This window comes from Mesorhizobium huakuii, assembly GCF_014189455.1.
Taxonomy (GTDB): domain Bacteria; phylum Pseudomonadota; class Alphaproteobacteria; order Rhizobiales; family Rhizobiaceae; genus Mesorhizobium; species Mesorhizobium huakuii_A.
Genome location: NZ_CP050298.1, coordinates 183,221 through 208,651 on the forward strand (window position 1 = coordinate 183,221; position 25,431 = coordinate 208,651).

The 25,431-nt window shown below is 61.5% G+C and carries 17 protein-coding genes and 10 pseudogenes; 12 read left to right on the forward strand and 15 right to left on the reverse strand.

What is annotated here, in order from left to right; translation table 11 throughout:
• Nucleotides 1-21: 21 nt before the first annotated feature.
• A complete protein-coding gene (locus HB778_RS42975) occupies nucleotides 22-147 on the forward strand; it encodes a hypothetical protein (RefSeq protein WP_280515976.1) in 126 nt (41 codons plus the stop codon).
• An 8-nt stretch (nucleotides 148-155) separates the two neighbouring features.
• Here HB778_RS42975 and HB778_RS42980 read toward each other — a convergent pair whose 3' ends face one another.
• From HB778_RS42980 to HB778_RS37295, 12 genes and pseudogenes are all read right to left on the reverse strand, one after another.
• Nucleotides 156-590 (reverse strand): transketolase C-terminal domain-containing protein, encoded by a 435-nt coding sequence (locus HB778_RS42980; protein ID WP_432421290.1) that lies wholly within the window; start codon nucleotides 588-590, stop codon nucleotides 156-158.
• Between the two features lie 63 nt (nucleotides 591-653).
• Nucleotides 654-1,078 (reverse strand): annotated as a pseudogene (locus HB778_RS37240) (transketolase); the annotation flags it as partial.
• Nucleotides 1,065-1,925 (reverse strand): transketolase, encoded by an 861-nt coding sequence (locus HB778_RS37245; protein ID WP_183454966.1) that lies wholly within the window; start codon nucleotides 1,923-1,925, stop codon nucleotides 1,065-1,067. The pseudogene HB778_RS37240 and the gene HB778_RS37245, both read right to left, overlap by 14 nt.
• Nucleotides 1,925-3,336, reverse strand: a pseudogene (locus tag HB778_RS43675) (DegT/DnrJ/EryC1/StrS family aminotransferase). Before HB778_RS43675 ends, HB778_RS37245 begins: the two are co-directional and overlap by 1 nt.
• Nucleotides 3,284-4,570, reverse strand: coding sequence for an alkaline phosphatase family protein (locus HB778_RS37260; protein ID WP_244662090.1), 1,287 nt, complete (start codon nucleotides 4,568-4,570; stop codon nucleotides 3,284-3,286). Before HB778_RS37260 ends, HB778_RS43675 begins: the two are co-directional and overlap by 53 nt.
• 218 nt (nucleotides 4,571-4,788) lie before the next feature.
• A pseudogene (locus HB778_RS43680) lies at nucleotides 4,789-5,151 on the reverse strand (alkaline phosphatase family protein); the annotation flags it as partial.
• A gap of 79 nt (nucleotides 5,152-5,230) precedes the next feature.
• Entirely contained in the window at nucleotides 5,231-5,635 is a 405-nt protein-coding gene (locus HB778_RS37270) for a nuclear transport factor 2 family protein (RefSeq protein ID WP_183465518.1), read from the reverse strand.
• A 327-nt stretch (nucleotides 5,636-5,962) separates the two neighbouring features.
• Complete coding sequence (locus tag HB778_RS37275) at nucleotides 5,963-6,922, reverse strand: AfsR/SARP family transcriptional regulator (RefSeq protein WP_183454962.1); 960 nt, start codon at nucleotides 6,920-6,922, stop codon at nucleotides 5,963-5,965.
• A gap of 7 nt (nucleotides 6,923-6,929) precedes the next feature.
• Nucleotides 6,930-8,204, reverse strand: coding sequence for a tyrosinase family protein (locus HB778_RS37280; RefSeq protein WP_183454961.1), 1,275 nt, complete (start codon nucleotides 8,202-8,204; stop codon nucleotides 6,930-6,932).
• Entirely contained in the window at nucleotides 8,191-10,305 is a 2,115-nt protein-coding gene (locus HB778_RS37285; RefSeq protein ID WP_183465519.1) for a multicopper oxidase family protein, read from the reverse strand. Before HB778_RS37285 ends, HB778_RS37280 begins: the two co-directional genes overlap by 14 nt.
• Nucleotides 10,306-10,581: 276 nt before the next feature.
• A pseudogene (locus HB778_RS37290) lies at nucleotides 10,582-10,967 on the reverse strand (vitamin B12 dependent-methionine synthase activation domain-containing protein); the annotation flags it as partial.
• A 53-nt stretch (nucleotides 10,968-11,020) separates the two neighbouring features.
• On the reverse strand, nucleotides 11,021-11,734 hold the full coding sequence (locus HB778_RS37295; RefSeq protein WP_432421291.1) for an IS6 family transposase: 714 nt from the start codon (nucleotides 11,732-11,734) through the stop codon (nucleotides 11,021-11,023).
• Nucleotides 11,735-12,087: 353 nt separating this feature from the next.
• Here HB778_RS37295 and HB778_RS37300 point away from each other — a divergent pair.
• The 7 genes and pseudogenes from HB778_RS37300 to HB778_RS37325 all read left to right on the forward strand — a co-directional run.
• Nucleotides 12,088-12,225, forward strand: a pseudogene (locus HB778_RS37300) (IS630 family transposase); the annotation flags it as partial.
• Nucleotides 12,222-12,485, forward strand: a pseudogene (locus HB778_RS37305) (vitamin B12 dependent-methionine synthase activation domain-containing protein); the annotation flags it as partial. The pseudogenes HB778_RS37300 and HB778_RS37305, both read left to right, overlap by 4 nt.
• A gap of 119 nt (nucleotides 12,486-12,604) precedes the next feature.
• A pseudogene (locus HB778_RS43685) lies at nucleotides 12,605-12,790 on the forward strand (IS6 family transposase); the annotation flags it as partial.
• Between the two features lie 449 nt (nucleotides 12,791-13,239).
• Nucleotides 13,240-16,554 (forward strand): M10 family metallopeptidase C-terminal domain-containing protein, encoded by a 3,315-nt coding sequence (locus tag HB778_RS37310; protein WP_183465520.1) that lies wholly within the window; start codon nucleotides 13,240-13,242, stop codon nucleotides 16,552-16,554.
• 73 nt (nucleotides 16,555-16,627) lie between these two features.
• Nucleotides 16,628-17,029 (forward strand): hypothetical protein, encoded by a 402-nt coding sequence (locus HB778_RS37315; protein WP_183454917.1) that lies wholly within the window; start codon nucleotides 16,628-16,630, stop codon nucleotides 17,027-17,029.
• Nucleotides 17,030-17,063: 34 nt separating this feature from the next.
• Nucleotides 17,064-18,800, forward strand: a complete 1,737-nt coding sequence (locus tag HB778_RS37320) for a type I secretion system permease/ATPase (RefSeq protein ID WP_183465521.1) — start codon at nucleotides 17,064-17,066, stop codon at nucleotides 18,798-18,800.
• The gene (locus tag HB778_RS37325) at nucleotides 18,797-20,107 is read left to right on the forward strand and encodes an HlyD family type I secretion periplasmic adaptor subunit (protein ID WP_183454915.1); all 1,311 of its coding nucleotides are present in this window, start codon (nucleotides 18,797-18,799) and stop codon (nucleotides 20,105-20,107) included. The genes HB778_RS37320 and HB778_RS37325 overlap by 4 nt, the downstream gene beginning before the upstream one ends.
• Before the next feature lie 60 nt (nucleotides 20,108-20,167).
• Here the strand turns inward: HB778_RS37325 and HB778_RS37330 are convergent.
• Nucleotides 20,168-20,464, reverse strand: a pseudogene (locus tag HB778_RS37330) (aldehyde dehydrogenase family protein); the annotation flags it as partial.
• A 341-nt stretch (nucleotides 20,465-20,805) separates the two neighbouring features.
• Between HB778_RS37330 and HB778_RS37335 the strand changes: the two are divergent.
• The gene (locus tag HB778_RS37335; protein WP_183465572.1) at nucleotides 20,806-21,795 is read left to right on the forward strand and encodes an IS5 family transposase; all 990 of its coding nucleotides are present in this window, start codon (nucleotides 20,806-20,808) and stop codon (nucleotides 21,793-21,795) included.
• Between the two features lie 53 nt (nucleotides 21,796-21,848).
• Here HB778_RS37335 and HB778_RS37340 read toward each other — a convergent pair.
• A pseudogene (locus HB778_RS37340) lies at nucleotides 21,849-21,968 on the reverse strand (IS5/IS1182 family transposase); the annotation flags it as partial.
• A 575-nt stretch (nucleotides 21,969-22,543) separates the two neighbouring features.
• On the opposite strand from HB778_RS37340, the gene HB778_RS43260 reads away from it, so the two are divergent.
• The 3 genes and pseudogenes from HB778_RS43260 to HB778_RS37350 form a co-directional block, all read left to right on the forward strand.
• The gene (locus tag HB778_RS43260; RefSeq protein ID WP_348524783.1) at nucleotides 22,544-23,209 is read left to right on the forward strand and encodes a hypothetical protein; all 666 of its coding nucleotides are present in this window, start codon (nucleotides 22,544-22,546) and stop codon (nucleotides 23,207-23,209) included.
• Nucleotides 23,206-24,081, forward strand: a complete 876-nt coding sequence (locus HB778_RS43265) for a Fic family protein (protein ID WP_348524784.1) — start codon at nucleotides 23,206-23,208, stop codon at nucleotides 24,079-24,081. The genes HB778_RS43260 and HB778_RS43265 overlap by 4 nt, the downstream gene beginning before the upstream one ends.
• A 128-nt stretch (nucleotides 24,082-24,209) precedes the next feature.
• A pseudogene (locus HB778_RS37350) lies at nucleotides 24,210-24,338 on the forward strand (IS6 family transposase); the annotation flags it as partial.
• 50 nt (nucleotides 24,339-24,388) lie between these two features.
• On the opposite strand, the gene HB778_RS37355 reads toward HB778_RS37350, so the two are convergent.
• A complete protein-coding gene (locus tag HB778_RS37355) occupies nucleotides 24,389-25,372 on the reverse strand; it encodes an IS5 family transposase (protein ID WP_183454911.1) in 984 nt (327 codons plus the stop codon).
• Nucleotides 25,373-25,431: the final 59 nt, after the last annotated feature.

The window sequence follows — 25,431 nt, forward strand, 5'->3', positions numbered from 1 at the left end:
TTCCGCGTCCAGCACGGCGACGTGCCCATCCGGAAAGGCGGCAAGGAGGCCGAATGCCTCGCGTCGCCATCGCACCAGCGGCCGGGTCTTGTCGGGCAGCTCGGCGCGGTGACCATGGGCGAGTGGGGCCATATGCTGAAGCATTAGGTGCTCCTTCAAGACAACAGGCTTGAGAGGTGATCGGCAATCGACGTCGCATTGAGGCCGCAATGGGCCAACAACCAACGCGGGTCGCCTGCGGGGAGGATGGCATCTGGCAGCGTCAATGCAGAAAATCTGATTGCTTCGCGCGCAGCAAGCATCGCAATGCCGGCCGCACAGCCGCCATGGGTGACGTGGTTTTCGACCGCGAGGATGCGTCCGGTCCGCCGAGCCGACGCGAGAATTGCAGATTCATCGAACGGCTTGATCCTGAGCACGTGCACGAGTTCGGGGACGATCCCGTCGTCGAGCAGGATCCAGCAGGCGGTCAGAACCTCGTCCAACATGGCGCCGACGGCCACGACCGTGACGACCGGCGGCGCGACGCTGAGCCGAACCAGACGTACCGCTTCCCGCGTCAGCAACGGATCGCCGATGCTCTGCGGCATGCCGTTCCGGCGTAGCCGGATATAGACCGGGCCTGCACTGGCCAGCGCCCATTCGAGCGACGTTTCGAGATCGATGGTATCGGCGGGTTCGTAGACGGTCATGCCCGGCATTGTGCAGATCGCGGCCAAGTCATCGCCGGCGAAATGCGACGGACCGTTGCGACCATCGAATATACCGCACGATCCTGCGATCAACGTGACTGGCAGCCCCCTACCCCGACCGAGATCGCGATCTGGTCGTGGGCGCGGCGCGCCAGGAAATTGGAGAACGAATGGACAAAAGGCCGTAGGCCGCGCCGGGCGAGCCCCGAAGCGACGCCGACCGCGTTGGCCTCGGCGATGCCAAGATTGACGTAGCGCTCGGGATAGCTGGCGCGAAATGCACCGGTCTGCATCGATGAGCCGAGCCCGGCATCGACGACGACGATCCGCTCGTCTCGACCACCAAGCGCCGCCAGCAACGGGCCGTAGACCTCAGCCGCGGGCATTTGCCGTCCCCTTTGCAGCCAATTGGTCGATCATGACGAGTTCAGCGGCGGTCAGCGGCGGAGGGAAATGACTCTCGGTCATATGTTCGATGAAGGGTACGCCACGGCCCTTCACAGTCCGCGCCACGATCAGCGCCGGACGATCGGCGCTGCGTGTCGCCGCCAGCGTGCTAAGCAGCATGGCGCAATCGTGGCCGTCTACCTCAGCGGCCGCCCAGCCAAGCGTCCGCCAGGCCTCCGCCAGGCCGGTGACCGGCATGATCTCGTCCATCGGGCCATCTTGCTGGAAGCCGTTGGCGTCGACCACGGCCACGAGATTGCCAAGCCGCAACCGCGAGGCCGACATCGCAGCCTCCCAGCATTGTCCTTCGTTCAGTTCGCCATCCCCCAGAATAACAAAGCAGGAGTCGTTGCGACCGCATATGCGGCTACCCAACGCGAGGCCAACACCGATCGACAATCCCTGCCCAAGCGAACCGGTTGACGCTTGCACCGCAGGAACGGTGCGCTCGTTAGGATGCGGCTCAAGCTTGCCGCCATTACGGCTGAACGATTCGAGATCACGCTGCGGTATCAGGCCGGCTTGGGCGAGCGCACAATAAAACGCAAGAGCGGCGTGCCCCTTCGACAGCACGATGCGGTCACCATGCGGCGCCTTACCCCAGGAGCCGGTTTCGACCCCGCTCGACATCAACGCGACGAGGATCTCCACGATCGACAACGAGCTTCCAAGATGGCCCTGGCCGGCCGCCGCGTGCGTCCGGAGGATCAGCATCCGCAAAGCGTGGGCGCGCTCGGCCAATTGGCTGGCCAAATCAGCGGCAACATGGGGATATTCGATGAGCATCAGAAGATCCGTGGAGGTGCGAGCCAAGGCGGGGCAGACGGCAGGTCAGCTGCGAAACGTTCGAACACGCGCATGTTCCGCTCCAGCTTGCGAAAGACCGCGAGATAGGCGTCCACGACTTCGGGATTAGCCAGCACCGCCTGCGACGGATAGCCGACCACGAGCGAGTTGCGGATTGCCTCCAGCGCGCCTGGATAATCCTCGATGCGGTAGTTGTGGTCCCCTCGTCCATGGCAAGTCCATGGACAGCCGCGTCCATAGCCGAGCTTTCCCTGCATGAGATCGTGGCCGGGCAGCGGCTGATTCTGGAATTCGACCACCGGCAGGCCTTCGGCCCAGAACACTTGCTTGAGCGCCTCATGTGCCTGGTCGACGGAGACTGCGAGTCCCGCCTCAGCCGGATCGAAGCGGAAGCGGTACATGTGATAGCAATGCTCGCGATCGGCGCCCTCAGATGGACCGGAAAAGCCTGTGATTTCGGCCAAGACCGCATTGAGCCGGGCTGCGCTAGCGCGCCGCAACGCCGTATAGGATTCGAGGTGATAAATTTGGCGGCTGACCATCACCGCAGACAACAGGTTGATACGATAATTCCAACCCATGGTCGTGCCGATCACGCGATAACCGCCATCGCTGTCGATCTCTTCGCCGAAAGCCTTCAGCCGTGCGGCCCGGTTACGGATGCCACGATCGCGGCTCACCAGAACCCCAGCCTCCCCGACCGAGGGTAGATTCTTTCCCGACATCAGACTGGCGGCGCCGACCGTCCCCAGCCCCCGGTCGGCCGGCCGCCATAGCTGGCTCCGACGGCCTGCGAGAAGTCCTCAATCAGCGGCAACCCCAACCCATCACACAAGGTGCGGATCTCGTTCATGTCCGCCGGATGGCCGTGTAGGTGCACCACCATGATGACGCGCGTGCGCGGCGTGACTGCCCCTGCGATCGAGTGCGCGGTCACGTTGTAGGAGTACGGGTCTACGTCTGCAAAGATCGGAATCGCTTGATGATGCAGCACCGCAGCTGCGCAGGCGATGTAGGCAAGAGCGGGAACCACGACCTCGTCGCCCGGTTCGACGCCAACCCCGGCCAGCGCGCAATGCAGCGCGGCAGTGCCACTGTTGAGCGCGAGCGCGTATTTGTTTCCGGTCAGGATTGCAAGCTCGGTTTCGAATTCGTGCACCTGGGCCGTGCACGACATTTCGGTGAACAGGCCGGACTCGAGTTGTTGGATCACGGCGTCGAGGTCGGCCCGGTCCAACCGCGCCAACGCGACATCATGACATAGCCGCTCGGCACCACGGGGTCGCCGCCATCGATGGCCAGTCGAGGACGGGGCTGAATGATTGGATTCTGGACGTTCATGCGTGCACCGCGTGCTTCTCGGCAGGGTTGTTGGTCGGGTCGATCTCATCGAAGCCCGCAGCCAGCAGCTCGTCGATCGCGTGCCCTTCCGTGTCCGGCGAGGGCGCGATACCGAGCAGCGCGGCGATGGTCGGCGCGACATCGATCACGGAGTGCAGGGGCGCTTGCGCTGCCCGGCTGGCGACATGTGGACCAGCGGCGTAGAGACGGCTGTGAAGGCGCGGATCCAATGGCGAAAAATGATCGTGCCCGCTCGTGAACTCGCACCACGGCTCCGTCACCTGAAACAGCGGGCCACGGTCGTTGCGGGCCTGATAGCCGCTGGCGCAGAAGAATACAACGTCGCCCATTCCCTCGCCGGCTCCGCCGAGATAGGCAAGCTGCTGACGCGGCCAAATGCTCTGGATCGGTTGCTCACCAGTGTCCGGCACGATGAGTGCCGTAAGTTCGGAGCACAGCCGTTCGATCAGATACTCGGCCTCCTGCTCGGACACGATGCCTCCCGGAATCGTTCTGCTGCGATTGATGTGCAGCGTGTTACCGAGCGCGCAGACGCGGGTACCGGCCCAATCAACAGCCTCGCCGCCCGCGATGAATCTAAGCAGGCCGCGTTCCGCGAGCCACTCGTTGAGTCGCACGGTGGTATGATGCAGGTCCTGGCCGTGATCCCCAGTTACGATGATATCGGCGTCACCTGCGGCCGCCGTTACCGCGCCGACAAGTTCGTCGGCCATGGCATAAAACAGTCGCAACAAATCATGTGCTTCGCGATGCCGGGCGCGGTCATAGCGTGGGTGCCGTGGATCGAGTGCTCCGTGCAGGAGATGATGAGCCCAATCCACGAAGTGGAGCTGGACCGCGAAGAAATCCCAGGACTCCGCGGTAAGGATCGAGCGCGAGACCTTACAGAGCCACTCGATATTGAGTCGACACCGCTCAATCTGTGTGGCGATGTCGATCGCGCCGGAGAATAGAAGGCTCGGGTCCGTCTGCTCCTCGATCGGACCTGCAGCCGCGAGATGCCGGTGCCATATTTCCACTGGTGCGCTGTGACTGGACAAAGCGTGCACGCAAGTATTGAACAATGCGATCCGCGTTGGCGCGGCCTCCAGACTCATGAGCTTGAAGCGCAGCGCGTGGTCCTCGTGACCCGTTCGTCCCTCGACCGGCAGCACGATTGGCTCGCTCCATTGACCAATCTCGAGCGTCGTACATAGCCGGGACCAGTCCGGTGTGGAGGCGATCGCCAAAACAGGATGAGTATTCCGATCGAAGATTGCCAATGAGAATTCGACCGCTCTATGCCCCCAAATGTTTGGTAGCGAGAGGCGGCCAAAAACGCCACCGCGCCGCCACCGGGCGCTGCGCCGGCCCACGCCGGCCCCTCGCCAATCTGTCCGGTCCCGGGCCATCTCGACGTGCCGGCCACTGCCGTTTCGTGCAAGCATGTGATTCCACCCCATCCCGCCGCACCGTCGACGCGCAGCGATGCCTGCGACGGATACGATACTGGAAACTTCACCACGTAGGATCGGCGGCCATTGAGCAGGGCCGTCTGCCATATCGGCTCAGCCTTGAGCCGGTCGGCAAAGACCCCGGGAACGCGACAGTCGAGCGGCTGCCCGGGCCGCGCCGTGAGGAACCCTTGGATGCCGTTGGTCTGGGGATGGCAGCCGGTCATCATCGCCGCCCACGCGACCGGCGTGCATGCGGGAATGGTGGACAGGAGAGGCACCTCACACCCACGCCCCCTCAGGGCCGCGAGCGCCGGCATCGTCTCTGCGTCCAGGAACTGGTCCATGAACGCAGGAGCAAATCCGTCGATGCCGACAAGCGCAGTCCTGCGACGGGCGTTTTTGGACATGGATACCTCTCCCCATCCTAACGCTATTTCGGCGTGCCCACAGCGGCCGCAGCGGTGGCGACGCGCTCCTCCAGGAGCGTTACGTCCTCCGGCCGCCGCGGGTCGCACTGACGCCCGGCGAGGCAAGAGGTGAGTTGTGCAGATGCACGATCTTAAGGTCTTTGCCGACACGCGAGAGAACCAGGGTCGACCGCAGGTTGGTCGACTGATTGTCTAGCGCAACGCGGTTGTGATAGGTGACGACCGCTACGTCGCCGGCGATGCGGATTTCCGGTGAAAGGATTTGCGCCCGCCGGTTTTTTCCCTGGAACTGCTCTTCGTAGCCTCGCCGGTACTCCTCCGCACCGTCGATGCGGGTCGGAACCGACACGCTGAAAACAGACGCGTCGCCAGCGAACAGATCGAAGAACGACGCGTCGCCCTTCTCGTATGTCGATACGAACGTCTTCAGGAACGCTGTCACGTCCGGTTCACTCAAAGCCATGGCCATTTCCTCCGTTGGTCAGCAAAAGCAGCCGCCTCGGTACGATTGCGGCCGATTCATTCACGAGCCCAACCTAGCAGCCCGTTTTCTCAGGCTCGCCTCAGAGGCATCACGGCCCGATCACAGTTGACGCGGTCTGCGCCCCTCGGTCATGACCTCAGTGCGGTTACAATCGGTGGAAGTAACGAAAGCCAGGAAGTCGTCAGCCTGCGTCGACGTGGAACGAGGAATTGAGAATAGGTCTGCGCGAGATCGAGCCTTCGGCGTCTTCGCCGACCGCAGGCATCCTGGAGACGCTGAGGAAGCGTGCAGCTGGGCTGCAATCACCTACTGCTCGGCCGATTTCCGGGGAGGAAAGGATTGATGGGGCGTCGGGCTGGGCTTTGCATCCTTCGCCTCAAGCAGCAGGCTCGAGCAGACGTCGACGACCAGCGAACAGGCCTCTCTCAATTGAACGAGGCTGCTGCCGTCGACGCGCGCCCTCGCTCTCCTTTCGACTTGGCGTTTCGCCGGTATCCTCACGTGCGGGTTGGTAGCTGACGTAAGCGACGAAATCAGCAGCTGCGTGTCCGGTTCGACGGCCACACCAAGCTCCTCCATGAACGCATATCGGCACGCTTCGGCGTGCGCGGCCGCCATAGATCGCCGCCCTGTCGCGAGACAGGCCTTAATCATAAATACGTGAACGGTCTCGAGATACGGGTCAATTCGCAGAAACCGATCCGCATAATTAATCACGTCGTCGTACTTGCAATGATGGCTGTGACATTCAATCAGAAACTGTAGAATATCCAGGTGGCATTGCCGGAGATACTGCCGCTTTTCCGACACCCATTCCAAATCAACGTCGCGTAAGAAATCTGCCATATATAAATCTGCCGACCTCGTCAGCACTGCAACGTCCTCGGGCGATGCCTCATCTCGACGGATGCGGCACCGCACCACCGCAGCTTCGAACTCAGCGAGATCGACGCTGACGACATTGCGATCGTTGATCCTGATGTCTCCGCTCGGCTCGATCACAACAAGCTGTTTGGCGGCCGCCTGCCCGCCGATATCACCCAGATGACGCAGTCGCCATAGGATCGTGCTTAGTCGATGCTGAGTAGCTTTGTCGTAATCGGCTAACCAAAGCAACTGCGCGATCTCATCGCGCGGAATGCCGCGACCTTGGTGTGTCGCAAGCAATCCGATCAACGCTTTAGACGTTCGCGATAAATGTACCCCAAGAGGCTGATCTTGATAGAATAGCCGTAGGCTTCCGAATGTGTTGATTTTCCAGATCATGCGCCACCTATGAGGCCCCTCGTTCTCGATACCAATGTCGTTGAACGCGTTGCTGGAAGCATACAGTCATGCCCCCGGTCCAGATGTGCATCGTGTTGTGCGGGTTCTGGTCGAGGAAGCCGAAGCTGTCGACATAGAGGCTGCCGCCGCCGAAGTCGCGGAAGGTGCGCAGGCTGAGGATCTCGTCGATGTCCTCCTGTGCCGGGTAATGGTAATGGATGACGGTGTTGATCGTGCCTTTGCCGAACTGGCTGGAGTAGCGCAGCGGGTACCACAGCGAATTGGCCTCAAGCACCGCGTCGATCAGCCGCTTGCGGTTTTCGCCGGCCACATACTCCTTGCCGCATGCCTTGCTGACCGCGTCGTAGATTTGCGTCGGATTGGCCCAGAACTGGCCGACCAGCGTGTCGATCTTGGCCGGAAAACCCTTGTCGCGCAGGAAGCGCACCGAGTCCTGGGTGAGGAAGCCTTTGAAGGCATCAGGAAGGATTGCGCCGTTGGCCGGATCGTCCGGCTTGTAACGCTCGGCCGGGAAATCCCACCACGGCATGGTCACGTCGGGGCAGAAATCCTGCAAGGCCTGCTCGAATTCATAGAGATACACGCGATGCCACGGCAGGAAGCGCTCCCAGCCATGCTGGCAATGGTTCTGGTGGATCAGCGCCAGATTGTTGTAGCTGCGCTTGTCGCCGACCCATTTGTTGAGCTTGTAGAGCTCGCGAAATGCATGGCGCAGCCGCTCTTTCTGCGCGTCGTCGAGCACATCGACATCCATGCGCTGGCGCAATTCGCCCTTGGCGTAGCGCCATGCCGCGGGATCGGATGCCGGGCCGAAGATGGGGCCGGGAAGCCCCTTCACCTCGACGCGGGCCTCGGTCGTCACGCTGACTTCGCCGGCAAGCGCGACCGTCTCGATCAGCTCGCCGGGGCAGCCTTCCTCGATCCAGGTCTCGATCCGGTCGATGTCGTCGTCGGCGACCGGCTTGCCGCCCCAGGGCAGGCGGGGGAACTGCCTGCCGTCGAAGGGCGGCAGTCCGCGCAAGCCGCGGACCAGCACCGAGCGCGCGCCGCGCCCCTTGGCGTCGCTCGTGCCGCAGCACGTTGTGGTCAGCGGCGCGATCAGCGGCATGCCCTGCAGTTGCAGCGTCAGGAAATCCGGCAGCGTCAACCCGGTCAGGCTGCCTGGTCCATCGTTGCCGCCCGCAGCGGTTAGGATCGCCTCGACGTCGCTCCATCTAAACGGCGCATCGGGTTCCGGCGCCTGCGCCTTACTTGTGGGCATCGTGGCCACCCATCTGCATCCCATCCATCTGCATGGCGTCGCTCTGCGCGTCGTCGCCCACCTGGTCAGGCAGCACCACGGCAACGTTCTGCATCATGCCCTGATCCTCATGGTCGAGGATGTGGCAGTGCAGCACGTACTCGCCGATATAGCGCTCGTAGCGGGTGCGCAGCGTGATCGTGTAGATGCCTGAAAAACCCGTGGGCAGGTTTTGCGGGATCAGGCTCTTGATCCACAGCGTATCCTTCCACACGCCCTTTAGCCCGGCATATTGCGGATCGTAGGGCGCACCGCCGGCGTCGTCTATCGCACCCGGCGCGCTGACGTCCTTGCCGAGGGGATCGGTGATCGAGACGATCTGGAACGGATTGACGTGGATGTGGAACGGATGGCTGACGAAGTGCGACTGCAGCGTCCATTCCTGCGCCTTGCCCAGCGGCAGCGAGCGGTCGATGCGGGTCGCCTCGTAGGGCTTCGCGTCGGCCGTGTTGAGCGTGTTGCCGACTTCGAACTTGGTGTCCGGTCCGGTCGTGTCGATGAAGAAGGTCAGTTCCTGCGTGCCGTTGCCCTTCACTTCGTCGTCGGTGATGTCGGGATGCGGCGTGAAGCTGGTGAATTTCGTTCCGGCCTTGAGATCGGCCACCACCACCGGCTTGACGTCCGCGGGCATGTTGGCCTCGGCCAGGCCAACCAGCTTGCGGTTGATGTAGGTTTCCACATTATCGACCGGCGTTCCCGCCGCGACGTCGACCAGTGCGAGCAGTTGCGGTCCGACGTCAAGCCCGTTGACCACTCCCGATTTGGGCGCCGAGGAGTCGATCACGCAGTAGCGCCCGGCTTCTGGAAAGACGATCAGCGCGTCAAAGCGATAGCCAGGCTGGAAGGTTGCAAGCTTGGTCGGTTGCGCTGCCGCCATCGTCAGCCCGTCGGCAGCGATCAGCGTATAGGGCACCGGCGTGGTGCTGCACGTATCCTTGATGAATGCCGCCGTGGTGTCGGCATTGAGCAGCGTTTTCACCCCCGGCTTCGGCTTGCCGTCAAGCACCTTGAAGAACTGCAGGCTGATCGTGTCGCGCACGCCGGCATGGACCATGCGCCAGCGCTCGATCTGGCCCTGCGTCGCCTTCAAGGGGTCGTTGGGATTGAACACCTTGCCGTTGAGCGAGGTATAGCGCCCCGACGCCGGCCAGGTGCCCGGCCCGAACTGGTCATAGCCCTCGATGCCGCCGACATCGCCCGGATCGCAGAAATAGTGGCCGTTGATGTCCTGCTTGATCGGGCCGAGATCTCCGGGCTTCGCCGCCGGCCCGCGGCAGGCATACTGGATCTGCTGCATCACCAGCACCCGCTCGGGGATCGCCGAGGTCGGGATCAGCGTGTCGATGTCGCCATGCGCGGTCGGGGTCGGCAAGCGGTTGCCGCGGATGATCAGCGCCCCGGCCATGCCGCTCGACACCTGCAGCGCGGTCGAGCCGTGGCGATGGGTGTGATACCAGAACGTGCCGGAAGGATGGTCCGACGGGATGTTGTATTCATAGGTGAACCGCGTCTGCGGGTTGATCGACAACAGCACATTGTCGCTGTTGCCCGATGGGCTTACCCACAGCCCGTGGGTGTGGAGATTGGTGCCGTTGAAGCAGTGGGGGATGTCGGGCATCTGGCCGTCGGGCATGCAGCCGGGGTCGCCGGGCTGCGGTCCTGCCGGCAACTGATTGTCGAGGGTGACGCGTACCGTGTCGCCTGGAATTGCCTCGATCGTCGGCGAGACATAAGGAGCGCTGGGATCGACGCCCTTGCCGGTGTAGCCGCGCAGATGGACCTTGTCGTAGCCGCCCGTGGACGGGTTGTAGATCTGGTTGTCGATGTAGTCGAGCTTGAGATTGAGCAGGCGGTCGCCGCGCACCGGCAGCGTGTTGCCGGGCAGTGGCGTAGCAGGTGCGAGCTCAGTCAGGGCAGGCTTGGCAATCGGCGCGCGGTCATCCTGCAGCACAGGTGGATTGAGGATCTCGGCCGCCGCGGGCAGCACCGCGATCGGTCCCAGGCTGCTGAGGAAAACACCCGCGAGAATTCGCGCACGCACCATCAATCCAGGACGCGACATGGGTCCCCTCCCTACATATTAGCTCGAGATTGTATTCCGAAAAGATAGTGCGCCAGATCCGGAGATCTGTCTAGCTTGAAAAGCCGAAAACGCCAAACTTTACTTCTACCAAAACTGAACGAACGAATTTTAGAACTTACTTATACAGATCACTATCACTTCGTTTCGAACTCATTCTATCTTTAATGGGCGTTGGTGCGCAAAACACCAGCACCTGAGCCCCGTCCACACGAAAACGACACTGTTAAAGCGAAGAGACGACAGCGCTTGCCGCCGCTATTCAGCCGCTTCGGCATAGTGTGCCTTCACGTAGTTGAGGATGGGGCCAAGCCAGCGCTCGACCTCGGCCAACGGCATCGCCTTGCGGCGCGCATAATCCTCGACCTGGTCGCGTTCGACCTTGGCGACGCCGAAATAATAGCTTTCGGGATGCGCGAGATAGATGCCGGACACCGAGGAACCCGGCCACACGCGCAGCTTTCGGTCAGGCTTACTCCGGCACTGCGCTCGCCGTCGAGCAGCCGGAACAGTGTGGCCTTTTCGGTATGGTCGGGCTGCGCCGGATAGCCGGGCGCCGGGCGGATGCCGCGATAGGGTTCGCCGATCAGCTCGTCGGACGCCAACGATTCCTCTGGCACGTAGCCCCAGAACTCCTTGCGCACCGGCGTTGTCACGTTGTTTGCAATGTGGGCGCGTGAGGCCGATACCGCGCTTTTCAGGCAGGCCGTGCACTCACGGCTTCCCACGCGGCCATGGCTTGGCGTCGATGGGTTCGAATTTGTGCGGCGGAGCGGTTGGTCTGGGATGGGACGAAGAGATTTCGAACGGCGGAGAAGATCGACACGAAATGCTGCAATGAGCCGACCGACCGGAAACCCTGTCGCGTTCGTTCCCGTTTTCGGAACGGCAGGTGAGAATTCTCCGCCCGGTTGTTCAAGCCTTTATGCGAGCGGTGTTCCACGTTCGGCATGACCTGGCGTTGGGCCGCCCCGTAGGAGCGCAGTTTGTCGGTGATCATACGCTTTGGCGGCAGACCCTGCTTCTTCAGAAGTCGCGTCAGCAGGCGCCGGGCGGCCTTGGTGTTGCGACGCGTCTGGACAATCTCGTCGAGCACATATCCGTCCTGATCAACCGCTCTCCACAACCAGCATTTCTGACCGTTGATGCGCACCACGACTTCATCCAGGTGCCAGACATCGTCTTTCGTCGGCGACTTGCGGCGTATGCGGCGCGCATAATCAGGGCCGTGCTTTCGGCACCATCGGCGGATGGTCTCGTAGGAAACGACGATCCCGCGTTCGAGCAGCATTTCCTCGACATCGCGCAGGCTCAGATTGAAGCGGAAGTAGAGCCAAACAGCACGGGCCACGATTTCGATCGGATAGCGGTGGTTCTTGTAGGTCGGTGCACTCACGGTCACTACCTCAATTTCCTTACCCCTCAATCAATGTGACACCACCCGCCGTTATCCTCCACGCCATGTGGAAGACGAACGAGCCGTTCCGCCACTCTGCTGCTGCAGCCTGAGGAGGAGCTTTCGATTCCCTAACAACTCCAATTCCCGAGATGCGTCCTTGCCGGGACGCTGCACGGATGAGGTCGCTCCCACGCATGCGGTCCAACGGAACCGCGAACACCACTTCGACCCACCCGTTCCAACGCAAACATGCGGCGATCCTTGCGATCGACCCCGGAGAGAACCCTGAGCCCGGCACGCGCTGCATCAACGAGGAGAAAGGAGCCCGTTGACAAAGCCGATTAGAGAACTCCCTGGGACACGATCTTGATCTTCAGGCAGCCATCAACCGATTTCTCAAAGAGCACAACGAAGAGCCAAAGCCGTTCCTTTGGAAAGCAGACCCTGACAACATCATCGCAGCCGTCAGACGTGGGCACCAAGTGTTGGAATCAAGGCACTAGCGACATTTTTCACCTTGCGCCAGCAACTGACCAGGCGCGACGGCAAGGCCAATGTCGCACTGTCTGATTTCGTCGCGCCAGTGGATAGCGGCAAGCCAGATTACATCGGCGGCTTCATCGTCACCGCCGGCATCGAGGAGGTGGCGATCGCCGAACGTTTCGAGAGGGCCAATGACGATTATTCGTCGATCATGGTCAAGGCGCTGGCCGACCGCTTCGCCGAAGCCTTTGCCGAGCGCATTCACGAGAGGGTGCGCAGGTGGTGTCACATTGATTGAGGGGTAAGGAAATTGAGGTAGCAGCGCGCCCATGACCGTGAGTGCACCGACCTACAAGAACCACCGCTATCCGATCGAAATCGTGGCCCGTGCTGTTTGGACGAAAACGGGAACGAACGCGACAGGGTTTCCGGTCGGTCGGCTCATTGCAGCATTTCGTGTCGATCTTCTCCGCCGTTCGAAATCTCTTCGTCCCATCCCAGACCAACCGCTCCGCCGCACAAATTCGAACCCATCGACGCCAAGCCATGGCCGCGTGGGAAGCCGTGAGTGCACGGCCTGCCTGAAAAGCGCGGTATCGGCCTCACGCGCCCACATTGCAAACAACGTGACAACGCCCAGTTAAGGGTCCGAATTTGCGACAAGCCCCGAGCGAGGACGAGAGTGTCGGGTCTACAACCAAATGTCGGAGGTCGGACACGCAAGGCAGCTTACCACGCAGGCGATTGAAAGCTTATTCCTTTGGCACGATTAGTGCAACGGATGATCCGCAAACGTTGCGCCGATACAATGTGAGGGGAGCGTCATCCAGATTTTTGTGTTGACCGTCCACTCAGTCTTCACCCAGTGGCTGCCGCGCAGGCGCTTGCGGACGCCGGTCAGCCCGATAGCTCGTCGATCCAGATCAGCGAAGAACAATACACAGAATGGGAACGAGATCAGCATGAACTTGAATTTGAATTGTTTGGCCCAAGCAACCGTAATTGCCACGGCTGTGAGACAAGGAGTCCCAAGGATGCCGAACCCAAGCCAAACCAGCGATCAATGGTGGGTCAACGACCAGACGCCGGATAACCCGTACGGCAAAAGCGAAGACTACGAGGCCTACCTCACCTACCTTGGAGCGCTGGACCGGTCGCTGACGCCGGCGATCGCGGCGGGCACGCTACGGATCAATGTCTCCGACCTCAATGACCATCCCGAATACAAGGCCGCGGCGATCGGCGCCTTGCAGATGTGGGCCAGTGTCACCCCTCTGAAGTTCGAAATCGTCGACAACGCACCCTACAACAGCGCAACCGACTGGATGCAGGTTGTCAGCCCCGAACTGGGCGAGGAGGACGACGGCAGCGCCTATTCCAACGACCGCTATGTCAGCATTGGTCAGCGTTTCCACGACACCGAGCACAACAAGACGGATATTGGCGGCTATGTGTTCGATTCCTTCATCCATGAATTCGGCCATGAGTTCGGCCTGAACCATCCCGGCCTCTACAATTACAGCGGTCCCGGCGGCGTGCAGATCAATTATCTGAACAATGCGACCTGGACCTACGACCGCCAGCAATACAGCGTCATGTCCTATTTCGACGGGATCGATGTCGGTGAACCCACCCGCTGGTCGGCAGCAACGCCGATGATGGCCGACATCGAGGCGGTCATCCGCCGCTTTTTCTCGACCGTCGACGAGAACGGGGTGCGCACCTATCAGCACATCGACCTCAACACGGGCGACAACGTCTACGGCTTCGGCAGTACTGTGGATGGATACCGGCTGACCTCCTCGGGCATGCAGCACGATATCGGTTTTGTGATCCATGACACCGGCGGAACCGACACGATCGACTTCTCCGGCTCGACGGCGGGCACGATCCTTGACCTGCGCGCCGGACAGTTCTCCAGCGTCAACGGCCACAGCAACAATGTGTCGATCTTTGCCGGGCACAACGCCGATGGGACCGACTACTACATCGAGAACGGCATCGGCAGCAGCCATGACGACGTCCTGATCGGCAACGACGGAAACAACGTGCTGGATGGCCGCGGCGGCGGCGACCGCATGGCCGGCAATGGCGGCGACGATATCTATTTCGTCGACTCCCTCGACGACATCGTGCGCGAGGAAGCCAATGGCGGGAACGACACGGTCGTTCTGCTGTCCCGGAACTTGAATATCCGGAAAATCGCCAACGTCGAACACATCATCTACGCCGACGAGTCGACACTCCAGCCTGGAGGCGGTGGCACCGAAACCCCACCACCGATCATCGGCGACAACGGGAACAATACGCTCGACGGCGGCGCCGGCAACGACACGATCTTCGGTCAGGGCGGCGATGACCTCATCATCGGCGGCCGCGACTCGCTCGCCAGCCGCGACATCAACAACACCATCGATGTCGCCGACCTTGAAGACCAGACCGAGAGCGACGACGGCAATGACACGCTCTATGGCGGCGGCGGCAACGATACGATCCTCGGCGGCCAGGGCAACGATATTCTCGACGGCGGCGCCGGCGACGATACGCTGAGCGGCCAGGATGGCATCGACATATTCAGGGGCGGCGCGGGCGTCGACACGGTCGACTTCAGCAAGGAAAGCCCCTTCCAACTGCTCGTCAACCTCGCCACGAACGTTGCCAATGGCGGCACCGCTACGGGCGACACCTTCTACAGCATCGAGAACCTGATCGGGTCCGATGACCGCATCGACCGTTTCATAGGTACGTCGGCGGCAAATCATTTCTGGGGCCGGGGCGGCGGCGACTATTTCAATGGCGGCGGCGGCAACGACATACTGGATGGCGGCAATGACGGCGACATCCTGTACGGTGAGGCCGGCAACGACACCATCATCGGCGGCGCCGGCCAGGACTATCTGGATGGCGGCGCCGGTATCGATACGGTCGTCTACGAAGGCAGCTCATCGGGTGTGACGATCGACCTCGCCAATGGCACGGCCAGCGGCGGCGACGGCGATGGCCCGGTGCAGATCGTCGGGCGCGGCACGGTTATCCGGCACGACATCCTCGTCGGTTTCGAAAACGCCGTCGGTTCCTTCTTCGACGACCATCTCATCGGCAATGCCCAGGCCAACAAACTTTCAGGGGGCGCCGGCAACGACACGCTGACCGGCGGGGGCGGCGCCGACACATTGAATGGCGGCGCCGGCAGCGACACGGCGGACTACGCCGACGCGGCCAGCGGGCTCAGCCTTAAGCTGGGTGGCGGCAAATCCGGCGGCGACACCTATATCTCGATCGAAAATCTGGCCGGTTCGGGTTTCAACGATCGCCTGACGGGCGACGGTTCGGCCAATGTGCTGACCGGCCAGGGCGGCGCCGACAAGATCGACGGTGGCGGCGGCGATGACACCCTGCTCGGCGATTTCGCCTATCAGGGCGATGCTCCGCCCCGCCCGGGCATGGGCACCGGCTACGCCACGCTCGGACCCGATGCGACGAACAATTCGACCTCAACCGCCTTCGACATCTCGAACAACTTCTCGCTGGCCGCCGATCCCGATATCTTCGATTCGACGACCACCCTTCACACCACCGTCAACGCGACCGGAAACGGCCTCGGCGGATATTACAGCCTCAACCTGGCGGCCGGGACGATCATCACCATCGACATCGATGGAATTGCCGACCCCAATGTCCATGACAGCATCGTCAGGCTGCTGGACAGCGATGGCAATGTCGTCGCCCAGAACGACGACGGCGGCAACGACCCGGGCTCCAACAACGGCCGGGATTCGAGCACGAGCTTTATCGTTCAGGAAACCGGAACCTACTATATTCTGGAAGGCAAATGGTCGGACACGGCTCCCGGCGATGGCTGGGTGGAATCCGTGCCGGAGGGCTCGACCTACAAGCTCAACGTATCGGTCGAATTCCCGCCTGCGCCGGCTCAGCCGGGGGTTGCGGGCGCCGATACGCTCTCCGGCGGCGGCGGCAACGACCTTTTGGATGGCGGGCTGGCTGCCGACACGCTGACCGGCGGCGCGGGCCAGGACTATTTCCGCTTCTCGACAGAACTCGGGAACGGCAATATCGACTGGATCAAGGACTTCAAGGTCGCCGACGATACGATCCTGCTCGACAACCTGATCTTTGCCAGCGTTGGCGGCGACGGCGCCCTCGCCCTGGGCTCATTCTACAAGAGTGCAGCCGGTGCTGCTCATGATGCCGACGACCGCATCATCTACGATACCGACAATGGAATATTGTCTTACGACGCCGATGGTTCTGGACAGGAAGCAGCCATTCAATTTGCGCACCTGAACACAAATCTGGATCTTTCGGCTGCGGACTTCATTGTCATCTAACGCGTTACCAGGAGGGGGGCTTTCAGGCTTCCCTCCTGAAGCGCGTCGCCGCAGCGAAAAGGGAGAGGACGCAATGACCGACCGCCGCACAGTGTTAATGGCCGCAGGAGTTGCGGCTGTCGCCGCGGCCGCCGGGGCAGCCGGAGCAGCCGCTGCGCAATCGACAGATATTCGCGGCGCAGTCACGTTCGTGGGCGGCAAGGTCATCCCGGAAGGTCATCTCGAGATCTACCTCGAGGACCCCGCCATTCAGGACAGTGCGCGGCGTCGCGCCGCCAAAACCAGTCTCAAAAGCGAGGGCGGCTCAAAGACGATAGAATTTTCCCTGCCCCTGCCCGCAAACTCGACGGCTTCACCAACGCTGCGGATCGTTGCGCGCCTGGAGCGTGCGGATGGCTGGCTGGTCGCACGGGGCAGCGCCCAGTTCGAGGCGGGCTTGCCCGTTCATGTCATACTCAAGGCAGTTACGTATTGAGGGGCGAGATGCCATATCCTGATTGCGAGCTCGCATGCAGCTGACGCCATCGCCGCCGCTTACGCTGGTTGGAATCCTGTCGTCCTTTCGACGTGCTTTTTCGGGCATTGTCCTGATGAGCGGGGTCGTCAACGTGCTGACCCTGACCGGCTCGTTCTTCATGTTGCAAGTCTATGACCGGGTCGTTCCGGGTCGCAGCGTGCCGACGCTGGTCGGGTTGGCGGTGCTTGCGGGAACACTGTTCGTGTTTCAAGGGGTGCTGGAGCTGATCCGCTCTCGCCTCATGGTGCGGCTGGGACAGGGGTTGGACGCAAAGCTGAGCCCGTCGGTCTATTCGGCGCTGATGCGCCTGCCGTTGCGCGCCAAGCCTTCTGGCGACGGGCTGCAACCCTTGCGGGATCTGGATCAGGTTCGCGCCTTTATCGGCAGTGCCGGACCGACCGCGCTGTTCGACCTGCCATGGATGCCGCTCTATATCGGTATCTGTTTCATCTTTCATTTCTGGATCGGCGTTACCGCGCTTGCCGGCGCTGTTGTGCTGTTTGCGCTGACGCTTCTGGCCGAATTCCGGACCCGCGGCCCGACAAGGATCGCCGGACAGCACGCAGCCGTCCGCAGCACCTTGGCCGAGGCGACAAGGCGCAATGCCGAAGCCATGCAGGCCATGGGTTTTAGCGGGCGTATCGCCGAACGATGGCATGCCGTCAACGCCGAGTACCTGAACGCCCATGCCGCAGCCAGCGATGTGGCGGGAACGCTTGGCACGATTTCCAAGATCCTGCGATTGATGCTGCAATCGGCCATGCTGGCGATCGGCGCTTATCTGGTCATCCAGCAAGAGGCGACCGGCGGCATCATGATCGCAAGCTCGATCATGATGGGCAGGGCGCTGGCTCCGATCGAACTGGCGATAGCGCATTGGAAGGGTTTCATTGCGGCGCGGCAAAGCTGGGCACGCCTGAAGCAGTTGTTGTCCGCGCTGCCGGAAGGCGCAACCGGCGTAACCCTGCCCGCGCCTGTCAGCGTGTTGGCGGTTGAGAATGTCAGTGTCGCGCCGCCGGGCGAACGGACGCCGGTAGTGTGGGACGCCAATTTTTCACTGGCCAAGGGAGCGGGTCTGGGGGTCATCGGCCCGAGCGCTTCCGGTAAATCGTCGCTGGTGCGTGCGCTTGCCGGTGTCTGGCTGCCGGCGCGGGGCGCCGTGCGGCTGGACGGCGCGACGCTTGACCAGTGGCCGACCGACGAGCTGGGCAAACATATTGGCTATCTGCCGCAGGATGTGCAGCTGTTTGATGGAACGATTGCGCAGAACATCGCCCGCTTCGACCCGGATGCGTCATCCGATATGGTGCTTGCGGCGGCCAAGGCCGCCGGCGTGCATGATCTCGTCGTGCATCTGGCCGACGGTTACGACACAAGGGTTGGCGAAGCCGGCGCGTCGCTGTCGGCGGGGCAACGGCAGCGCATCGCCCTTGCGCGCGCTCTCTATGGCGATCCGTTCATGGTCATCCTGGACGAGCCGAATTCCAATCTCGATGCAGACGGTGAAGTGGCCTTGTCCGCCGCCATCCAGGGCATCAGGGACCGCGGCGGCATCGTTATCGTCGTCGCACACCGATCCACTGTCCTGGCCAATGTCGATACCGTGCTGGTGATGGCCAATGGGCATGTGCAGGCCTTCGGTCCGAAGGATGAGGTGCTGAACAAGGTTTTCCGAACGGCAGCACCGCTCAAGGTCGTTGCCGCCACGGAGAGAGGGGTTCCGGCATGAGCGAGGACAGAGCCGCTTTGCATCATAGGCAGGTCCACCGCTATCTCGTGGCTGGGGTTGCTACCTGTCTGCTGCTCGTCGGCGGTGTTGGCGGCCTGGCGGCAGTGACCAAAATGTCGGGTGCGGTGATCGCAGCTGGCCGGCTGGTGGTCGATTCCAATGTAAAGAAGGTTCAGCATCCGACGGGTGGCGTGGTCGGCGAGATCAGGGTGCGTGAAGGCGACCGGGTCAAAGCGGGCGATATTCTGGTGCGCCTGGATGAGACGACAACGCGCGCCAACCTGGCGATCGTCTCAAAAGGTCTGGATGAGTTTTATGCACGGTTGGCGCGCCTGGAGGCAGAGCGTGACGGCAAGGACACGATCAGCTTCCCGGAGGTCTTGACATCGCGGCGCGACGAAGCGGGTGTCGCCGCATCGATGGCCGGAGAACAATCGTTGTTCGATTTCAGGCGCCAGGCGCGGTCCGGCCAGCGATCGCAGTTGCGCGAACGGATCGCCCAGTTGACGCAGGAGACCGCCGGCCTGACCGAGCAGCTGCAGGCCAAGCGCCGCGAGATCGAGCTGATCCAGATCGAGCTGGAAGGCGTGCGGTCCCTGTGGCGTCGCAAGCTGATAGGAATCGAGCGCATGACGTCGCTGGAACGGGACGCGGTGCGGCTCGAAGGCGAGCATGGGCAGCTGACCGCGGGAATAGCCCAGGTGAAAGGCAAGGCGGCCGAGATCGAACTGCAGATCATCCAGATCGACCAGGATCTTCGCAGTGAGGTCGCGACCGATTTACGCGAAACGCAAGGGAAGATCTCCGAGTTCGTCGAACGCAAGGTAGCGGCCGAGGACCAGTTGAAGCGCATCGATCTGCGCAGCCCGCAGGATGGCGTGGTGCTGCAGCTGGCCGTGCATACGATCGGCGGGGTCATCACGCCCGGCGAGCAGGTGATGCAGATCGTACCGGTAACGGACGACCTGACCGTTGAAGCGCATATCGCGCCGCAGGATATCGACCAGGTGACGATGGGCCAGAATGCGATTTTGCGCCTGTCGGCCTTCAATCGGCAAACCACGCCGGAACTGACCGGGACGCTGTCGCGGATCTCGGCGGATCTCACCACCGAAGAGCGCACCGGAGCAGCCTTCTATGTTGCGCGGGTGACGCTGCCGAAAACCGAGGTCGCCAAGCTGCACGGGCTGGCGCTGGCGCCGGGCATGCCGGCCGAAGTGTTCTTCCCGACGGGCGATCGGACGATGCTTTCCTATCTGGTGAAGCCGCTGTCGGATCAGATCCAGAAAGCTTTCCGGGAAGAATGAAGCCGCACCGGCTTCCTCCAGCACCGGGATCGGCTGGTTGCCGATCCAGAAGGGTAGCCCCTACTCCGCCGCTTCGTAGCCCGCGATGCCCTTGATCTCGAGGAAATCCTCAAGCCCGTATTCGGCGTATTCTCTGCCGTTGCCGGATTGCTTGTAGCCGCCGAAAGGCAGGCCGGCGTCCCACTGGGGATAGTTGATGTAGACATTGCCGGTGCGCATCCGGGCGGCGACTTCACGGGCCTTCTTGATGTCCTTGGCCTGGATGTAGGAGGCCAGGCCATAGACGGTGTCGTTGGCGGTGCCGATCGCCTCCTCGACGGTGTCATAAGGCATGATCGCCAGCACCGGCCCAAAAATGCGGCGCGGCAATCAACGTGAGAGCGCAGCGTCAATCAGGGGTTCTTCCGCATATTTGGTGCAGGTGCGTCGTTCCCTTGGTTGCCCTGTCGGCACCGTAACGTTAACCGGGCATCGATCAAAATGTGGGATCTGGCGGCATGACCAGATTTTCCCGTGATCCTCTTTATCGTCGCCACCGATTTCCGGCGCAGGTGATTGCCCATGCCGTTTGGCTCTATTTCCGGTTTCCGCTCAGCCTGCGGATGGTCGAGGATATGCTGGCAGCGTTGGTGCATGGATCCTTTGTCAACGGTTTGGCGATAGGCAGGCAGGATCGAAATCAGCTTGATTTGAGTGCCATGCCGTACAAACACAACGCAGATCGTCGTCATCACGTCGGAAAGATGACATTCAGGGTGACGAATTGGCGTGACTACGAAGCAGGTCTGCGCCGGCGTGGTAGCCTGACCTTATGGGTAACGCCGGAGGCACTGGCGGGATGGCGCGCTCCGCGACGCAAGACCCGCGGCGGCCAAGCCCGGTATTCCGATCTCGCCATTGAGACAGCGCTGACGCTGGGTTGCGTCTTCGCAATGCGGCTGCGCCAGACCGAGGGATTGCTTCACTCGCTGCTGGATCTCATGGGGCTGAAAGTCCCAGTTCCAGATCATACGACGCTGAGCCGTCGGGCACAGAAGTGGGAGCCATCAGCCCGACGAAACCCGCCGCTGCCGGACGGCCCGCTGCATGTGCTTGTCGATAGCACGGGATTGAAAGTCTACGGCGCCGGGCAATGGCTGGAGCAGAAACATGGCGCCAGATCACGTCGCAACTGGCGCAAGCTGCATCTGGCAGTGGATGCCAAAAGTGGCGCGATCATTGCCCAAAGGCTGACAGATCAGGACACGGATGATCCTTCCCAGGTGGCACCGCTGCTCGATCAGATCGACGGCGAGATCGACCAGTTCACAGCCGACGGAGCCTATGACGGCAAGCCAACCTATCAGTCTATCCTGCAGCACAGCGCAACAGCAACCGCGAACATCGTCATTCCACCGCGTTCCACGGCGGTGGAAAGCGGTGATGCCGGACCGCCTGGTCAAAGGGACAAGCACATTGCCGCAATCGCAAGCGACGGTCGGCTGAAATGGCAGGCAGCCACCGGCTACGGCAAGCGGGCGCTGAGCGAAACGGCCATCGGACGATACAAGGGGCTGATCGGACGGCGCCTGCGAGCACGCTCTCTTCCGGCTCAACAGACCGAGGTTGCCATCGGTTGCATCGTTCTCAACCGCATGCTGGCATGGGCACGCCCGGAGTCTATCCGGCGTCAAGTCACGCAGGCATAACCAACTACATTAATGATCGAAATGCGTTCGATTTCATATCCGCGCACCAACGCCACCCACAGGGTCAAACTGCCGCGATGACGAAGTCCTGCCTCATATTCTGGCCAGTTCGTCACCCTGAACTTCATCTTCTCAATATGATGGCGGCGGCTGGTATTGTGTTTGAAAGGCATGGCTACGCTACAAAGCCTATTGCGGTTACCGCTTGCCTAAACCCACACCAATAAAAGATACAACGCCGCGGTACGAGCCTGAGACCGACCTGCGGCAGGCACACCATGAGGCGCTGGAGCGGGAGGAGCCGTGGAAGAGTGCCGTCGATCTGGCGGGGGATTTTGCGCGGGCGGCGCGGGATGGTTCGGAGGATGGCGGCGGCGATGGCGGGGATGGTGTGGCCGTGCCGCGCATCTCGCGGGCGGAGCGGAAGGCTGAAAGGGAGCAGGCGCGGCGGCGGGGCCGGGATGATGATTTTGAGAGGGAGAGGGAGGGCCGCGTCCCACCTGCGCCAAGGCTCCGGTGGGTCAGGCTCTAGGCCGACACCCCGAGCCGCAGGGCGTCTGGGCCCCTGCGGGTGACGATCCCTCGCGCCGAACACGCAAGTTATATCATAAAAATCAGTAGTTTATCATAACAAACGTGCGTCAGCACGTCATAATATACGTGTTTTAACGCGTCACAATTGACTTGCAATGGATCAGCATCATATACTTGTTTTTGTACAACACTAAAAACTTGCAGAGATTCGGCTATGGCCACTCCTAATGAAAAACTCGCTGACGCGCTCGACGCCCTCAAGGCACTGCAGAGTGGTGGGCGCCGCGTGATCAAGTCCGAAGAAATCAAGCGGGTTCATCGCGAGCGGCTTCTCCAGAATGGCTTCTTACGTGAGGTTATAAAGGGGTGGCTGATATCCACCGGCCCACACGCGCAGGAAGGTGACACCACCCCTTGGTACGCATCATTTTGGGAGTTTTGTGCCCTGTATTGCCGGGACCGTTTCGGGAACGACTGGCACCTTTCTCCCGAGCAATCGGTTCTGCTGCATGCCGAAGCGACCGCTATCCCTTCTCAGGTCATTGTCTACACTCCCAAGGGCGGCAACAACACTCTGCAGCTTTTGTTCGGAACCTCGCTTTACGATCTCCGGCAGAAGCAGATACTCGCTCAGGAAGACGTGGTCGAAAAAGACGGGCTTCGCCTCTTTGCCCTCGACGCAGCTCTGGTGAAAGTCCCGGAGGCATTCTTCCACCGTTCACCGATTGAAGCCCAGGTCGCACTCGCCGCCGTCAAAGACGTTTCCGGGGTTTTGAGCAGGCTTCTGGATGGCGGACACTCTGCCGTTGCCGGACGTCTGGCCGGTGCGTTCAGGCGCGCCGGACGGCCCTCTTTGCGGACGAAATCCTCAAGTCAATGAAGGGGGCAGGGTATGATGTTCGCGAGACGGACCCATTCAGCGAGCAGCAGAACGTACCTGTAACTATCAAAGGTGTAGCGCCGATCGTCGGCAGAATTCACGCGATCTGGGATAACGCACGGCAGGCGGTCATTGATAGTTTTCCTGCTGCTCCCGGCCTTCCTGCCGACCCCCGCCCTTATTTGAAATTCGTCGAGGACATCTACAAGCGTGACGCTTACCATTCGCTTTCGATTGAAGGATACAGCGTTACGCCGGACCTCATCGACCGGGTACGCCAAGGGGGGTGGAACCCGGAAATAGATGAACAAGACCGCAAGAACCGCGATGCCCTAGCGGCGCGCGGATACTGGCAGGCGTTTCAGAAAGTGCGAGACTCCGTCACTGAAATTATTCGCGGGGCGCCGCCCGGCGCCTTCGTGCGTGAAGCGCATCGAGACTGGTATCGGGAATTATTCCAGCCTTCCGTTGCCGCGGGTATCCTGCGTGCCGGGGCACTCGCCGGTTACCGCAGTCATCCTGTCTACCTGCGCGGATCGCGCCACGTGCCGCCCCGCTCTGATGCGGTGCCGAAAGGAATGGCGGCCCTCTTTGACCTGCTGGAGAAGGAGACTGAACCTTCGGTCCGCGCTGTGCTTGGCCATTGGCTTGTTGGGTACATCCACCCCTATCCCGATGGTAACGGCCGCATGGCGCGTTTTCTCATGAACGCGATGCTGGCTTCAGGTGGCTACCCGTGGACAGTTGTGAGGGTGGAAGACCGTGACCGGTACCTGGCGGGGTTGGAAAGCGCGAGTGTGGATATGGACGTACGCCCGTTTGCGGCTTTCCTCGCAGAGCGCGTTCAGTGGTCCATGGAGAAAGCATCATGAGGTGCCGGGAAGGTCCCGCACGGGCCTCGAATAGAGGCAGCAATATTTTCAAACGGCGCGGGGGCTGAATGCATACCTGGGCACCGTAACGTTAACCGGGCATCGATCAAAATGTGGGATCTGGCGGCATGACCAGATTTTCCCGTGATCCTCTTTATCGTCGCCACCGATTTCCGGCGCAGGTGATTGCCCATGCCGTTTGGCTCTATTTCCGGTTTCCGCTCAGCCTGCGGATGGTCGAGGATATGCTGGCGGCGTTGGTGCGCGGATATGAAATCGAACGCATTTCGATCGTCGACGTAGTTGGTTATGCCTGCGTGACTTGACGCCGGATAGACTCCGGGCGTGCCCATGCCAGCATGCGGTTGAGAACGATGCAACCGATGGCAACCTCGGTCTGTTGAGCCGGAAGAGAGCGTGCTCGCAGGCGCCGTCCGATCAGCCCCTTGTATCGTCCGATGGCTGTTTCGCTCAGCGCCCGCTTGCCGTAGCCGGTGGCTGCCTGCCATTTCAGCCGACCGTCGCTTGCGATTGCGGCAATGTGCTTGTCCCTTTGACCAGGCGGTCCGGCATCACGGCTTTCCACCGCCGTGGAACGCGGTGGAATGACGATGTTCGCGGTTGCGCTGTGCTGCAGGATAGACCGATAGGTTGGCTTGCCGTCATAGGCTCCGTCGGCTGTGAACTGGTCGATCTCGCCGTCGATCTGATCGAGAAGCGGTGCCACCTGGGAAGGATCATCCGTGTCCTGATCTGTCAGCCTTTGGGCAATGATCGCGCCACTTTTGGCATCCACTGCCAGATGCAGCTTGCGCCAGTTGCGACGTGATCTGGCGCCATGTTTCTGCTCCAGCCATTGCCCGGCGCCGTAGACTTTCAATCCCGTGCTATCGACAAGCACATGCAGCGGGCCGTCCGGCAGCGGCGGGTTTCGTCGGGCTGATGGCTCCCACTTCTGTGCCCGACGGCTCAGCGTCGTATGATCTGGAACTGGGACTTTCAGCCCCATGAGATCCAGCAGCGAGTGAAGCAATCCCTCGGTCTGGCGCAGCCGCATTGCGAAGACGCAACCCAGCGTCAGCGCTGTCTCAATGGCGAGATCGGAATACCGGGCTTGGCCGCCGCGGGTCTTGCGTCGCGGAGCGCGCCATCCCGCCAGTGCCTCCGGCGTTACCCATAAGGTCAGGCTACCACGCCGGCGCAGACCTGCTTCGTAGTCACGCCAATTCGTCACCCTGAATGTCATCTTTCCGACGTGATGACGACGATCTGCGTTGTGTTTGTACGGCATGGCACTCAAATCAAGCTGATTTCGATCCTGCCTGCCTATCGCCAAACCGTTGACAAAAG

Bases quoted from the DNA above. Each gene is read 5' to 3' on its own strand.
- HB778_RS37275 (WP_183454962.1), bottom strand. From the start codon at position 6,922: ATGATCTGGAAAATCAACACATTCGGAAGCCTACGGCTATTCTATCAA.
- HB778_RS43260 (WP_348524783.1), top strand. From the start codon at position 22,544: ATGGCCACTCCTAATGAAAAACTCGCTGACGCGCTCGACGCCCTCAAG.
- HB778_RS37285 (WP_183465519.1), bottom strand. From the start codon at position 10,305: ATGTCGCGTCCTGGATTGATGGTGCGTGCGCGAATTCTCGCGGGTGTT.
- HB778_RS37245 (WP_183454966.1), bottom strand. From the start codon at position 1,925: ATGCTCATCGAATATCCCCATGTTGCCGCTGATTTGGCCAGCCAATTG.
- HB778_RS37270 (WP_183465518.1), bottom strand. From the start codon at position 5,635: ATGGCTTTGAGTGAACCGGACGTGACAGCGTTCCTGAAGACGTTCGTA.
- HB778_RS37310 (WP_183465520.1), top strand. From the start codon at position 13,240: ATGCCGAACCCAAGCCAAACCAGCGATCAATGGTGGGTCAACGACCAG.
- HB778_RS37335 (WP_183465572.1), top strand. From the start codon at position 20,806: ATGCCGTACAAACACAACGCAGATCGTCGTCATCACGTCGGAAAGATG.
- HB778_RS37280 (WP_183454961.1), bottom strand. From the start codon at position 8,204: ATGCCCACAAGTAAGGCGCAGGCGCCGGAACCCGATGCGCCGTTTAGA.
- HB778_RS43265 (WP_348524784.1), top strand. From the start codon at position 23,206: ATGAAGGGGGCAGGGTATGATGTTCGCGAGACGGACCCATTCAGCGAG.
- HB778_RS37325 (WP_183454915.1), top strand. From the start codon at position 18,797: ATGAGCGAGGACAGAGCCGCTTTGCATCATAGGCAGGTCCACCGCTAT.
- HB778_RS37315 (WP_183454917.1), top strand. From the start codon at position 16,628: ATGACCGACCGCCGCACAGTGTTAATGGCCGCAGGAGTTGCGGCTGTC.
- HB778_RS37355 (WP_183454911.1), bottom strand. From the start codon at position 25,372: ATGCCGTACAAACACAACGCAGATCGTCGTCATCACGTCGGAAAGATG.
- HB778_RS42980 (WP_432421290.1), bottom strand. From the start codon at position 590: ATGCCGCAGAGCATCGGCGATCCGTTGCTGACGCGGGAAGCGGTACGT.
- HB778_RS37320 (WP_183465521.1), top strand. From the start codon at position 17,064: ATGCAGCTGACGCCATCGCCGCCGCTTACGCTGGTTGGAATCCTGTCG.